The organism is Janthinobacterium sp. 67 (genome assembly GCF_002797895.1).
Classification (GTDB): Bacteria; Pseudomonadota; Gammaproteobacteria; order Burkholderiales; family Burkholderiaceae_D; genus Janthinobacterium.
The window spans coordinates 207,104-219,167 of the sequence record NZ_PGES01000001.1; the positions used below are offsets into that span (position 1 = coordinate 207,104).

General features: G+C 63.9%; 13 protein-coding genes. 8 read left to right on the forward strand and 5 right to left on the reverse strand.

All coding sequences use genetic code 11. The annotated features are described in order from the left end of the window. The first annotated feature begins 1 nt into the window (after window position 1). From CLU90_RS00910 to CLU90_RS00920, 3 genes are all read left to right on the forward strand, one after another. Window positions 2-1,987 carry a hypothetical protein gene (locus tag CLU90_RS00910; protein ID WP_100426947.1) on the forward strand — a complete coding sequence of 662 codons (1,986 nt, stop codon included), beginning with the start codon at window positions 2-4 and terminating at the stop codon, window positions 1,985-1,987. A 683-nt stretch (window positions 1,988-2,670) separates the two neighbouring features. Next, on the forward strand, window positions 2,671-3,276 hold the full coding sequence (locus CLU90_RS00915) for a hypothetical protein (RefSeq protein WP_092712540.1): 606 nt from the start codon (window positions 2,671-2,673) through the stop codon (window positions 3,274-3,276). A 264-nt stretch (window positions 3,277-3,540) separates the two neighbouring features. Further along, window positions 3,541-4,077 carry a DUF2325 domain-containing protein gene (locus tag CLU90_RS00920; RefSeq protein ID WP_232731359.1) on the forward strand — a complete coding sequence of 179 codons (537 nt, stop codon included), beginning with the start codon at window positions 3,541-3,543 and terminating at the stop codon, window positions 4,075-4,077. 7 nt (window positions 4,078-4,084) lie between these two features. Here the strand turns inward: CLU90_RS00920 and CLU90_RS00925 are convergent, their stop codons facing one another. The 3 genes from CLU90_RS00925 to CLU90_RS00935 form a co-directional block, all read right to left on the reverse strand. Next, window positions 4,085-5,845: a chloride channel protein gene (locus tag CLU90_RS00925; RefSeq protein ID WP_100426948.1), complete on the reverse strand. Its 1,761-nt coding sequence runs from the start codon at window positions 5,843-5,845 to the stop codon at window positions 4,085-4,087. Continuing rightward, window positions 5,838-6,266, reverse strand: coding sequence for a MarR family winged helix-turn-helix transcriptional regulator (locus tag CLU90_RS00930; RefSeq protein WP_092712591.1), 429 nt, complete (start codon window positions 6,264-6,266; stop codon window positions 5,838-5,840). Before CLU90_RS00930 ends, CLU90_RS00925 begins: the two co-directional genes overlap by 8 nt. Window positions 6,267-6,351: 85 nt before the next feature. Then, window positions 6,352-7,344, reverse strand: coding sequence for an alpha/beta fold hydrolase (locus CLU90_RS00935; RefSeq protein WP_092712597.1), 993 nt, complete (start codon window positions 7,342-7,344; stop codon window positions 6,352-6,354). 184 nt (window positions 7,345-7,528) lie between these two features. Here CLU90_RS00935 and CLU90_RS00940 point away from each other — a divergent pair, with 184 nt between their 5' ends. The 5 genes from CLU90_RS00940 (at window position 7,529) to CLU90_RS00960 (ending at window position 11,204) form a co-directional block, all read left to right on the forward strand. Beyond that, window positions 7,529-8,353: a TlpA disulfide reductase family protein gene (locus CLU90_RS00940; protein ID WP_092712599.1), complete on the forward strand. Its 825-nt coding sequence runs from the start codon at window positions 7,529-7,531 to the stop codon at window positions 8,351-8,353. A 58-nt stretch (window positions 8,354-8,411) separates the two neighbouring features. Next, on the forward strand, window positions 8,412-8,687 hold the full coding sequence (locus CLU90_RS00945) for a metal/formaldehyde-sensitive transcriptional repressor (protein ID WP_092712602.1): 276 nt from the start codon (window positions 8,412-8,414) through the stop codon (window positions 8,685-8,687). A 10-nt stretch (window positions 8,688-8,697) separates the two neighbouring features. Continuing rightward, on the forward strand, window positions 8,698-9,672 hold the full coding sequence (gene dmeF, locus CLU90_RS00950; RefSeq protein ID WP_092712604.1) for a CDF family Co(II)/Ni(II) efflux transporter DmeF: 975 nt from the start codon (window positions 8,698-8,700) through the stop codon (window positions 9,670-9,672). A gap of 91 nt (window positions 9,673-9,763) precedes the next feature. Beyond that, entirely contained in the window at window positions 9,764-10,105 is a 342-nt protein-coding gene (locus CLU90_RS00955; RefSeq protein WP_092712606.1) for a zinc ribbon domain-containing protein YjdM, read from the forward strand. Between the two features lie 64 nt (window positions 10,106-10,169). Beyond that, window positions 10,170-11,204, forward strand: a complete 1,035-nt coding sequence (locus CLU90_RS00960) for an RNA methyltransferase (RefSeq protein ID WP_092712608.1) — start codon at window positions 10,170-10,172, stop codon at window positions 11,202-11,204. Between the two features lie 56 nt (window positions 11,205-11,260). Here CLU90_RS00960 and CLU90_RS00965 read toward each other — a convergent pair whose 3' ends face one another. Beyond that, a complete protein-coding gene (locus tag CLU90_RS00965) occupies window positions 11,261-11,665 on the reverse strand; it encodes a hypothetical protein (protein WP_092712610.1) in 405 nt (134 codons plus the stop codon). 62 nt (window positions 11,666-11,727) lie between these two features. After that, on the reverse strand, window positions 11,728-11,955 hold the full coding sequence (locus CLU90_RS00970) for a hypothetical protein (protein ID WP_092712612.1): 228 nt from the start codon (window positions 11,953-11,955) through the stop codon (window positions 11,728-11,730). Between the last annotated feature and the right edge of the window lie 109 nt (window positions 11,956-12,064).

A 12,064-nucleotide genomic window follows, 5' to 3' on the forward strand; every position in this document is an offset into this window, starting at 1 on the left:
AATGTGTGCGGTCGACCCGTGCGACCCTACGACTATTATTCCCGCAAATTTGGCGGAAACCGCGGCCAAGTTTGCAGACACCAAACCCGATGATTTATACATGCTCATGGGACAAACGGCGGAACAGCATTTCTTCGAAAATGCTGCAACAGGCATCTGCCGATTCATGCCTGAATTGGCGTCCAAAAAATATAGGGAACTGATATCTGACGTGTTGAGGCGAGATAAACTGCCGCTGCGCCAAGGCATTCAACCACTGTTAGGTGCCAGTGCGTTGATAGAGCCTTCGCTCGTCCCGGCGCTGACCAACATCGCAATCGAGTGTAGTGGGAATGAAGCCGCGCGCGGACTCAACAAGCAGGACGCACCTTTCGTGCAGCACTACGCGACCGAGGCAGTATTGCCACATCTCGATGGCAATGAGCAATTCGCGCTCTTTCAAAAGTGCGCCAACACTGGCATCGCTCGCCGCTCGGTGGAAATGTTGAAAGCTGCTGAAGATGGCGTTATCGAAAGAGAGTGGAGGCGCATAGAGAGTGGAGGCGACACGACAAAGTTGTGCAACGCCTTGCTCTTCGTTGCTTACTCGAACACTTCGCTACCTAGCGCCTTTAGGGAGTCGTTGCCGCAGTTGGTGTGCCATTCGGATTGGCTAATTCGTGCTCACGCACTTGCAGCGGTCGCTCGAACAGAGGACTCTGGCCTCGTTCAAATAGTCGTTGATTCGGATTGGAGTGCGTCCGCTCTGCACAGCCGCCGTGAGGCATTAGAGGAGCACGCCGGCTCACGCGTATTAGCCGCGGCATGTCGCATGCGTATGATTGAGCCAAATGCTGCGCTCCAAAGAATGGCTTTGTCTTCGTACGGTCTCATAGCTCGTTGCGGCGCCGAAGGCGTCGCTGCTGTGGCCGCTGCAGTGGCAGGCGCATTACAACGTGTTCTCAATCTGAACTACGCCCCCAACTTGGTGGCCATCGAAGAGAGGGAAGTTAGAGACTCCGACTTGCTGCCCCCAGTGCTTTCGTCCCGTATTCCAGATGAACGTTTACGAAATTCATTTGAACCGATGACAGACGAAGAGAGTGAGAAGGCTTGGGATGCTTGGCAGGATGCCGCATGGACCAGTTATTTTGCTTTTGACTCCAAGCTTTCTGACGCTGACGCCAGATTGGCATTGGACCATCTCAGTCAGGACTGTGTGGAGGCTATCGTCCTCGCGGACCCCGTTGCTGCTGAGACGTGGCTTGAATGGATAAGGGCTGCGGGGCCTACTCAGCAGCGTTTGATTGCTCACTTTTGGCAGCAACTGGTAATGGGTTTTACCCATGTCCGGAAAGATGCGAAGCCGTTGCTGGCATTGGCGCACCATAAGCCCCTGACGAAGGTCGTCCGTAGCTACCACGGCATTTCAGTCTTTACCTGGTTACTCTGGCGCAGCGCAGATTTGCTCGACGTATCTCAAATCTGTTTCGATAGACTGAACCTCGCGCAGAGCGACACTGAAATCGCATATGAGGTTTACGCGGCGGAGAGTGCCGAGCAAGGGAGAGCACTTGACGATTATATTGCTCAGCAATTAGCGATTGGAGAGCCAGTCAATCTTTGCCGCGCTCTCACGGTTGCAGGCTTCCGCGACGAATGCCCGCAGTCCCTTAGGTTGTTGGGGCAGTACGCAGGCGCGACTGGCATGGTTGGAGAGGCAAGAGAGGCCGCCTGGCAGGCTTATCAGCGAAATAGATGGACACGCCACTGGTTCGAATTAATGTTGCGTGCGCCGTTTAAAGAAGACTTCTGGAGGCATTCGCGCCTGTTCTTGAAGATAGCCGATGCTCGTTATCAGATGTGGCCATTGAGCTCTGTTGCCGCGAATTCTTTCGGACGATTCTTCGTGACGCTGCATGCGGAATTGAATGACCGTCTCGAGAAATGGAGTCGCTTGCGTCGAGACAAACTGTATGGACAAAAACGTCCTTGGTGGCTGCACTAGCTTTGTTCTTGAACAAAAATGGCCTGCCTTACCCGCGATGGCGCACTAGACTGCACAGTCGCCCAAGATGGCGCTGAATGCATTGCATCGATACCCAGTTAGCCGGCATTACTTCGTTATTTGTAGTCGAACTGGCTGACGCTGGCTTATATTTTCCTAAGTTTGGTAGACTCCAATTTAGGACGCCAGGCAGTATATCGTCGACTAAATCGAAATGTGCTACATCCCGTTTGCCGTCACGGTTCTGATGACTGGCTCTCGCTAGCAGAGCGTTAACGAAGCAATTTTGAACGGTTCGCGGTTGTCTGGCAGACTCCTGGCGATTCACTTTGCCATTGACTAACAACCTTTCCACCCCAGTCGTTCTAGGGGGGTAGGCAGGGGGGTAGCGCCGAAGTATGCGCCGTTTTTCATAGGGATGTTCTACGGACACCGTCTCCGCCAGAATCAAATAAAAAAGCCTCCCTGCGGGAGGCTTTTTTATTTGTCTGGACGGAACGGTGGGATGCGAAGACGGAGCGCCCTAAGGGGCGCGAGGCTATCCGAATCGCCATTCTGCCGCGCTCCGCGTGGCCCCGCTGGCCACGCAGCGGCCAGCGCCGTCCCCTCATCTCATGCAGTAGCGGCCAGCACATACGCCGGTCCCTGGTCGGGCGCGTGTCGTTCATTTATATGGACGCAATATGAATACCTATTATCGCGCTGCGATCGCCGCCTTGTGCGCCAGCCTGTCGCCCGCCATGGCGGCATCCACCCCGGCCGCCTCACCGTTCCTCGACGTGCTCGTCCATCAGTACGCCAGTTGCGTCAAGCCTGCCTATCATCAGGCCGACCTGCTGCTGCAGGACGGGACGGGGCGCTACCGGATCGACGTCAAGGGCGAGGCCTACACGGTCGAACTGCAGGAGCGCATGGGCTTTTCGCTGCAGGCGGGCATAGGCGGTCCCGTGGCGGCCGTCGTCAAGCTGGACCGGCCGCCCATGGGGCAGTTCGGGGAGCAGGCCCGCTGGCGCGAACGCTGGCTGCGCGACGTGGCCGAGCGCAGCGGCGTGGCGCTCGATGAGCGTGTGCTTGCGGACGGCGCGCGCGTGCTGACCGTGAACAAGGGCGAGATCAAGGGTAACTATGTGGGGCAGTCCCTGCTGATCGATCCTGCACGGCAGTTGTTCATTGATATGGCGTGGCCGAACACGCTGGACATCTATCGTGGCCCCGACGGCCTGCGGCATGTGCGGCAGGTGCAGGACGACGTCTGGCGGCGCCTGCTGTCTTGCCCGCCGGCTGCCTGATGCTGGCGGCCACCGCATACCCCTACAGCGCACGCGCGCATACACAAATAACAATGATTCTCATTTATAATGCGGATCCATGGGGTAGCATGGGCTGGCGCCATGGCGGTGAAGGAGGGCATGATGGGCAGTGTGTATGGCAACGAGGACGCGATCGCGCACGAGCATCGCGTGCTGATCGGGGAATATGGCCGCGCGCAGGCGCGCTGCAGTGCGCAACTGGCTGCGCAGGCGGCCCGCATCGCGCAGCTGGAGTCGGAACTGATGCGCGCGCGGGCGCAGGTCGTGATCCGCGATACCAGGCTGGCGCTGGCGCGCGACGAACTGGCCGAGCTGGCGGCCAGCGTGCCCGGCTTGCCGACGCGCGCCCGGCTGGCGCGCAAGGTCGAGTGGCTCGGCGAGCGCGTGCAGGACCTGATGCGCGAATTGCTGCGCCTGCAGTGGCTGCCCGCGCCCGCCTTGCAGGCCGATGTGCGCGAAAAAGCCGTGCTGTATGTGGGCAGCTGTCTGGAGCAGAATGCGGGCCAGCAGGCCGCCGGCGCCAACGTGGCGCAGCTGGCCATCGAACAGGCCGGCGGGCGCTTCCTGCACCACGCGGGCGGCGACGATGGCGCCGACGACGCGGCGGCGCTGGAAGCGGGCCTGGTGGCGGCCGACCTGGTGATTTGCCAGACGGGCTGCGTCAGCCACGACGCCTACTGGCGCGTGCACGACCACTGCAAGCGCACGGGCAAGCGGTGCGTGCTGGTGGACCAGCCGCAAGCCATGCATTTCGTGCGCAAGGAGGCGCTGCTCACCTGAACTCTTTTTATCGCTGGCGCTGCAGCGGCCAGAGGCGCCGCACGGTCTGCCGTTGCAGCTCTTCGCCATCCAGGTTCAGCGCGGGCTTGACCAGGTCGCTGCGGCTGACGACGCCGATCAGGCGCAAGGTTTTGGCGTCGCTGACGACGGGCAGGCGTTCGAGTTCGTGCACGGCCAGGCGGGTCGCCAGGGCGCGGCACGTTTCATCGGCCAGGGCGACGACCGGCATGTTCACGCCGAACAGCTCGCCGGCCGTCAGGTCGCCGTTGCCGGGCAGGTGCCGCAGCAGGGTGGAACGGTCCAGCATGCCAACGAGCGCGCCGTCGCGCGTGACCGGAAAGGCGCGATGGCGCTGGGTTTCGCCGAAATGGCTGGCCAGCACGTCGGCAAGGCGCGCGCCGGCGTCGATGCCGAGCGGCGCTGGCGTCATCACTTCGGCCACGCTATGGCGTTCCATGGGATCGATGCCGTACTCGCGGTAGATATGGTAGCCGCGGCGGGCGATTTTTTCCGTCAGGATGGAGCGGTGCATGGTGGTCACGGTGAAGGCATAGGCGACTGCCGACGCGGCCATCACAGGCAGCAGCGCATTGACGTCGTGCGTGAGTTCAAACGCGAAGGCCACGGCCATGATGGGCGCGCGCATCATGCCGCCCAGGGTGGCTGCCATGAAGACGAGCGGCCAGATGGCAGGCTCGCTGCCGGGCAGGTAGGGGCCCAGCAGGGCACCCAGGCCGGCGCCCAGCATCAGCAGCGGCGCCAGCACGCCGCCCGAGGTGCCCGAACCGAGCGCCAGCAGCCAGATCACGGCCTTGACGGCCAGCAGCGCGAGCAGTGCACCGGCCGCGATATGGTTGTGCAGCAGGTCGGCGATCACGTCGTAGCCCACGCCCAGCGCGCGCGGCTGGAAATAGCCGCCGATGCCCACCGCCAGGCCGCCGATGGCCGGCCACCACATCCAGTGGCACGGCAACCGGTGAAACAGGTCTTCCACGCGGTACAGCGACGTCGACAACAGCCAGGCCAGCGCGCCGCACAGCAAGCCGGCGATCAGGCAGGACAGCAATGCCGATGGCGGCAGCGCCGCGCTCTGCAGCGGGAACAGCGGGCCGCTGTCGATCAGCGCCGGGCGCAGGAAGCCGGCGATGACGCAGGCAATCGCCACCGGCGCCAGGCTGCGCGGCCGCAATTCAAACAGCAGCAGTTCCACGGCCAGCAGCAGCGCCGCCACGGGCGTGCCGAACACCGCCGTCATGCCCGCCACGGCGCCTGCCACGAGCAGCGTCTTGCGCTCGGCCGCGCTCAGGTGAAAGTGCTGCGCCAGCAGCGAGCCGACGGCGCCGCCCGTCATGATGATCGGCCCTTCGGCGCCGAACGGTCCGCCGCTGCCGATGGCGATGGCCGACGCCAGCGGCTTGAGCACGGCCACCTTGGGCGACATCAGGCTTTTCTTGAACAGGATCGCCTCGATGGCTTCGGGAATGCCGTGCCCGCGTATCTGCTCCGTGCCATAGCGGGCGATCAGTCCGATGACGAGGCCACCGAGCACGGGCACGACGATGACCCAGATGCCCAGCGCGTGGCCGGCCGGCGACGTGAAGCCGGTCGAGAATTTTTGGAAGAAAAACAGGTTGCTGAAGAAGTGGATCGCGCGCAGCAGCACCCAGGCCGTCACGGTGCTCAGTGCGCCGACCACGACGGCGAGACCGGAGATGAGGATCAGCCGCGCCTGGCCATCGAAGTCGCGCCGCGTATCGTATTTATGCATGGCCGTCACCCGCCAGTTTCGGGATGGTGAACACGCCTTCGAGGGACAGCAATTCCGTGCGGTGCAATTGCGCCAGCTTGGCCAGCATGGCTTCGCCGTCGGCCAGCAGGTGGATTTCGACACGGCGCCGGTCGGCGCTGCTGTGGCGGCGCTCTACCAGACCCGATGCCTCGCAGCGCGTGACCAGCGCCACGACGCCGTGCGGTTTGGCCTGCAGCCGTTCGGCCAGTTCGCCCACCGTGGCCCAGTCGCGGCCCGGGTACCCCTTGATATGCAACAGCAGCAGGTATTGCAGCGGCGTGATGCCGTGCGCCTGGATCACGTCATCGGAGAAGCGCTCGAAGCGCCGCATCTGATAGCGAAATTCCGACAGGGTCGTGAAGTCATGCTTGCCGAGTGTGGCGGGAGGTGCAGGGGGCATCGCGGCGGCCTAGTGAGGGAAAGGCGCCAAATATATCACAACGTGATGTAAATAGCCGGAAAGCCTTTCCCTGTCGATGTTCCGCTCAGGCGGGCGTGGTGCTGCCGATGCCCGCGCCGTAGCCGGCCCGCACCGTTTCGCGCAGCAGCGTAGCTTGCGACAGGTGCTGGATCATGTGGCCGGCGCCGGGCAGCAAGGTCAGTTCGCTGTTGTCCAGCTCCTCGTGCAGGCGCGCGGAATGGTCGCTGGCGCTGACGATCGCATCCTCGCGTCCGGCCACGATGGACACGGGCATGCGCAGCTCCGGGTAGTGTTTGCGCAGCGCCGCCGCGCTCGGGATCATCATGGCCGTTTCTTCCGCCTCGGCGCGCAACTGGCCGGGACGCAGCATCATCCACGGCGACAGGCGCTTGAAGCTGTCCGGCACTGGCGCGGGTGCGAACGCGCGTTTGACCGACAGGGGCCACATCAGGCGCCCCAGCAGGGGCGAGATGGTATGGCTGAGCACATCGCCGATGACGGGAATGGCCGGCGTTGCCGTCAGCACATCGAAGCGCACGCTGGGATAGTAGTAGCCGGAAGCGAGCACCAGGGCCTGCACCAGTTGCGGCTGCTGCAGGGCCATCGAGATCGCCACCAGCGTGCCCCAGGAGTGTGCCAGCACGACGGCGTGGCGCACGCCCAGCTGCTCGAGCGCGGCCGCCAGCAGCGCGGCCTGGGCGGCCGGCGTCCACAGCGTGCCGCGCGGCCGGCCGCTGTAGCCAAAGCCGGGCCGGTCGAAGGCGATCACGCGGTGCGTGCGCGCCAGTTGGTCGAACAGGCCCGCATGGCGAAAATCCTCGGCGATGACGCCGTTTCCGTGCAACAGCACGATGACGGGGCCTTCGCCCTGGCTCAGGTAGTGCAGGCGCGTGCCGTGCACGTCGAGAAAATGGCCGGCGGGCGGATGCGCGCGCTCGGCCTGCCGGCTGCGGCTGCGGACAAACAGCCACGCCGCCCCCAGTGCCAGCGCGCCCAGGGTCCAGCCTCTATGTGCCTGTGCCCGTGCCGGCGTGCCTTTCGCAACAACGGCGTTCATGTCTTTTTTCATGCTGTGCCCCTGCTAGTGAGTCAGGCATCCATGATGCCCATGGCCGGCCGCCGGCGCGATAGGCGTTCTGCGGTGCCTGGCGTAGGAAAAACGCCCGCCCGACTTCGCCGCGTGGCGCTGCCCGGCGGAGCATGAGGCACAATGGGCGCCCTGACTGTCGATGAAAGTGCCCATGCTGTCCCTGCAAATCGGCCCCCTGGCCCTGCCCACGGGCCTCGTCCTGCTGTTCCTTTCCCTGTGCGTCGCCTATGGCGTGGCGGCCTGGCTGCGGCGCTACCGCCAGCTGCCGGACGCCGGCCCCCTCGTTTCCGACATGCTGATCGCCGGCCTGCTGGCGGCGCGGCTGGCCTTCGTGCTGCGCTGGCACGAACAGTACCTGGCGGCGCCGTGGTCCATCATCAATATCCGCGATGGCGGCTTTCTTGCGCCGGCCGGCATCGCGGCCGCCCTGGCCATCGCCGCGTGGCGCTGCCGGCGTCCCGCCATGACGGCCATGCGCCGCCCTTTGGCCATCAGCGTGGCCTCCGGTACGCTGGCCTGGGGCGTGTTGAGCGCCGGGATCTCGCTCGCTTTCGACAAGCCGACGGCCTTGCCGGCCGTGGCGCTGCATGGCATCGATGGCGCACCAACGACATTGGGCGCGCTGGCCGGCGGCAAGCCGCTGGTGGTCAACCTGTGGGCCAGCTGGTGCCCGCCGTGCCGGCGCGAGATGCCCGTGCTGGCCGCCGCGCAGCGGACGCGCGCCGATATCGTCTTCGTGTATGCGAACCAGCGCGAGGATGCGGCGGCCGCCGGCGCTTTCCTGGACAGGAGCGGCGTGACCCTGCGCAATGTGGTGCTCGACAGCGGGGCGGCGCTGGGCAAGGCGGCCGGTTCCTCGGCCCTGCCTACTACCCTGTTTTATGACGCGCAAGGACGCCTGGTCGACACGCACCTGGGCGAACTGTCCGATGCCTCGCTGGCCAGCAAGCTGCAAAAGATCGCGCCAGCGCCTTGACGCGGCCGCAGCCGTTTCTGATAGTATACCCCCCTATAGTATTTATCGAGGTGGGATCATGGGACACACGGCGCACAACAAGAGCAAGCTGCTCAATCGCGTGAAGCGCATCCGAGGGCAGGTGGAAGGTCTGGAGCGGGGCCTGGAAGAAGGGCGCGACTGCGGCGAAGTGCTGCAGCTGATCGCCGCCGTGCGCGGCGCCGTCAACGGCCTGATGGCCGAAGTCATCGAGGAACACTTGCGTGAGCACGTGGCCAGTCCCGCTATCTCCGGCGAGGAGCGGGCCAGGGGCGCCGACGACATCGCGGGCATCCTGCGCACCTACCTCAAATAAGGAGAACGGCATGCAAGCGCCATTCATCAAGGAAGACCTCTCCGCCTGGCAGCACGACCACGTTTTTGACAGCAGCAATGGCAAGGCCGAACGCCGCGCGCGCATCGTCATGTGGATCACCCTGGCCACCATGGCGCTGGAAATCGCCGCCGGCTGGTGGTACAACTCCATGGCCCTGCTGGCCGATGGCTGGCATATGAGTTCGCACGCGCTGGCCATCGGCTTGGCCGCGTTTGCGTATGCGGCCGCGCGCCGCTATGCGCGCGACTCCCGCTTTGCCTTCGGCACGTGGAAGATCGAAGTACTGGCCGGCTACACGAGCGCCATCCTGCTGCTGGGCGTGGCCGTGCTGATGGTCGTGGCCTCCGTCGAGCGCCTGTTCTCGCCGCAAGCCATTCACTACCCGCAGGCCATGGCGGTGGCGACCTTTGGCCTGCTGGTCAACCTCGTGTGCGCGCTGATCCTCGGCGGGCATCACGACCACGGCCATCATCATGGTCACGGCCACGGGCATGACCACCATGGCCACCATGACCACCATGGCCATGGGGAAGACTTGAACATGAAGGCTGCGTACCTCCACGTGCTGGCCGATGCCGCCACATCCGTGCTGGCCATCGTCGCGCTGGCCGGCGCGTGGGCTTACGGCTGGCAGTGGCTCGATCCCGTGATGGGCATCGCGGGTGCCGTGCTGGTGGCGCTGTGGGCGAAAAAGCTGATGCAGGAAACGGGCAAGGTCTTGTTGGACCGCGAGATGGACCACCCCGTGGTGGATGAAATCCGCGAGGCGGTGGAAGTGGAAAGCGCAGGCGATACGCCGCGCATCGTCGACCTGCACGTGTGGCGAGTCGGCAAGCAGCTGTACTCGTGCGCCTTGTCCGTCGTCAGCCGCGATGCCGCATTGACGGCCGCCGAGCTGCGCGCGCGCATCGGCATCCACGAGGAAATCGTCCACAGCACCATCGAGATTATTCACCGGCCTTGACAATGATGGTGAAACAAGGCCGCTGATGCGGGGCGTAGGCGGTATAATGTCGGCTTTTACAGCACACGCTGTTCACCAGACAGAGAAAAAAATGAGCACATTACCACCATGCCCGCAATGCAAATCCGAATTCACGTACGAAGACGGCAGCCAGTTGATCTGCCCTGAATGCGCGCATGAATGGTCGGCCACGGCCGCCGAAGCGGTGGAAGAGGGCGCCAAGGTGTACCGCGATTCGGCCGGCAACATCCTGCAGGATGGCGACACGGTCAGCGTCATCAAGGACTTGAAATTGAAGGGCGGCGGCGGTGTCGTCAAGATGGGCACCAAGGTCAAGAACATCCGCCTGGTCGACAGCGACCACGATATCGACTGCAAGATCGACGGTTTCGGTTCCATGAGCCTGAAGACGGAATTCGTCAAGAAGGTCTAACGCTTTTACCCGTAACACGGCGCGCCGGCTTCATTCCAGCGCGCCGTTTTTTTATCCGGACGCCATGCAAATCGATACCATCCGCCAGCGCCTGCGCGCCTTGGGCGCCAAGCCCCTGCACGAACAGCGCGTGCTGCGCGACTGGATACAGGCGCAGCCGCACGACCAGGGCCGGCGCCGCGCCGAGGATTTTCTGCCGCTGCCCGTGCGCTTGGCCTTGCCCGCGCTCGACCTGGAATTGCAGGGCATGCTGAAGTTGATTAGCACCCATCCGGGCGCCGACGGTTCCGCGCGCCTGCTGGTGGGGCTGCGCGATGGCCAGACGGTGGAAAGCGTGCTGCTGCCGCGCGACGGCCTGTGCGTATCGAGCCAGGTCGGCTGCGCCGTGGGCTGCCAGTTCTGCATGACGGGTCGCGACGGCTTGATCCGGCAAGTGACCAGCGGAGAAATCGTCGCGCAAGTGGTGCTGGCGCGCACCCTGCGTCCGGTGAAAAAAGTCGTCTTCATGGGCATGGGCGAACCGGCGCATAACCTGAACAACGTGATGGAAGCCATCGAATTGCTGGGCACCGAGGGCAATATCGGCCACAAGAACCTCGTATTTTCCACCGTGGGCGACCCGCGCGCCTTCGAGCGCCTGCCGCAAGGCAGGGTCAAGCCGGCGCTGGCGCTCTCCTTGCATACGACCAGGCCGGCGTTGCGCGAACAGCTGCTGCCGCGCGCCCCAAAGCTGTCGCCGCGCGAACTGGTGGACTTTGGCGAGTCGTATGCGCGCCTGACCGGCTACCCGGTGCAATACCAGTGGACCCTGATGGAAGGCGTCAACGACGGTGACGATGAGATGGATGGCATCGTCGCACTCCTGAAGGGCAAATATGCGGTGCTCAACATGATCCCGTATAACACCATCGAAGACTTGCCGTTCAAGCGCCCCAGCTGGGACAAGGCGCGCGCCATTGCCGCCGCCCTGCACGAGCGCGGCGTGCTGACCAAATTGCGCGATTCGGCGGGACAGGACGTGGAAGGCGGCTGCGGACAGTTGCGGGCGCGCGAGGCCAAGGGCAAGGTCATTCCCATCCGAGCCAGCGTGACGGCGTAGGTCGGATTAGCGGAGCGTAATCCGACATTCGCACATACGCCAACAATGGTGCCGGCTCACATCCCACCGAGCAAATCGTTTTCATTCAATATCGCAAACGCGATCTCGGGATGGGCGGCCAGGCAGCGCCGCACGGCGGCCGGGATGGCGGCGCGCGTCTTGCGGCACAGGCCGGGGCGCTCCAGCAGGCGGATCTGGAAGCCGCGCACGGTGCGTACCTCGCCGCTGCCCGGCGCGATCTGCAGTTCGACGCCCAGGTTTTTCTGCAACAGCAGTTGCAGCTTCCTCAGCTGAGAATACGTGGCGATGCCCTCGATGTGCGCCAGCAGGCGTTTTTCTTCCGTCAGATTCAGGCGCAGGATGGAAACGTCCGCCTGCGGATCGTCGAGCAGCCGCCCGCGCTCGCAGTCGCACAACTGCGGCGGGCACTCCTTGCGGACTTCAAAGTCGACGAGACGCATGTACGGCTTCCAATGGCAACCCCCGATGAATCAAGTATCGTCCGCCGCATGGCGCGTGTCAATCAGCGCGGGCTGACGATCAGGCGCCAAAGAATCGGCCCCTGTTCGCTGCTGTGCTGGTGGTGGTTTTGCGGCGGCATGACGTGGCCTTCCGTCGACACGATTTCATGCGCGCAGCCGTCGCAGCGGTAGATGCCCGAATACGGCGCGGTTTCGCCGGGCGAGGTCAGTTCATCGAAACGCGGGTGCATGGAGCGGGCCACGTAGCTGGGGTTTTTGTAGTCGGCCATGGCATCGTCTGGAAGTGGGCAATGCAGCCATTCTGGCACACAATCGCGCACGGCCTTGACCGCGTGTCTTGGCGCGCGCGCCGCCCTGTGTTGTAATGTTGATCATCCA

Excerpts from the sequence above, each read along its gene's own strand:
- CLU90_RS00910 (WP_100426947.1), top strand. The coding sequence starts at position 2 with ATGTGTGCGGTCGACCCGTGCGACCCTACGACTATTATTCCCGCAAAT.
- CLU90_RS00915 (WP_092712540.1), top strand. The coding sequence starts at position 2,671 with ATGAATACCTATTATCGCGCTGCGATCGCCGCCTTGTGCGCCAGCCTG.
- CLU90_RS00920 (WP_232731359.1), top strand. The coding sequence starts at position 3,541 with ATGCGCGCGCGGGCGCAGGTCGTGATCCGCGATACCAGGCTGGCGCTG.
- CLU90_RS00925 (WP_100426948.1), bottom strand. The coding sequence starts at position 5,845 with ATGCATAAATACGATACGCGGCGCGACTTCGATGGCCAGGCGCGGCTG.
- CLU90_RS00930 (WP_092712591.1), bottom strand. The coding sequence starts at position 6,266 with ATGCCCCCTGCACCTCCCGCCACACTCGGCAAGCATGACTTCACGACC.
- CLU90_RS00935 (WP_092712597.1), bottom strand. The coding sequence starts at position 7,344 with ATGAACGCCGTTGTTGCGAAAGGCACGCCGGCACGGGCACAGGCACAT.
- CLU90_RS00940 (WP_092712599.1), top strand. The coding sequence starts at position 7,529 with ATGCTGTCCCTGCAAATCGGCCCCCTGGCCCTGCCCACGGGCCTCGTC.
- CLU90_RS00945 (WP_092712602.1), top strand. The coding sequence starts at position 8,412 with ATGGGACACACGGCGCACAACAAGAGCAAGCTGCTCAATCGCGTGAAG.
- dmeF (WP_092712604.1), top strand. The coding sequence starts at position 8,698 with ATGCAAGCGCCATTCATCAAGGAAGACCTCTCCGCCTGGCAGCACGAC.
- CLU90_RS00955 (WP_092712606.1), top strand. The coding sequence starts at position 9,764 with ATGAGCACATTACCACCATGCCCGCAATGCAAATCCGAATTCACGTAC.
- CLU90_RS00960 (WP_092712608.1), top strand. The coding sequence starts at position 10,170 with ATGCAAATCGATACCATCCGCCAGCGCCTGCGCGCCTTGGGCGCCAAG.
- CLU90_RS00965 (WP_092712610.1), bottom strand. The coding sequence starts at position 11,665 with ATGCGTCTCGTCGACTTTGAAGTCCGCAAGGAGTGCCCGCCGCAGTTG.
- CLU90_RS00970 (WP_092712612.1), bottom strand. The coding sequence starts at position 11,955 with ATGGCCGACTACAAAAACCCCAGCTACGTGGCCCGCTCCATGCACCCG.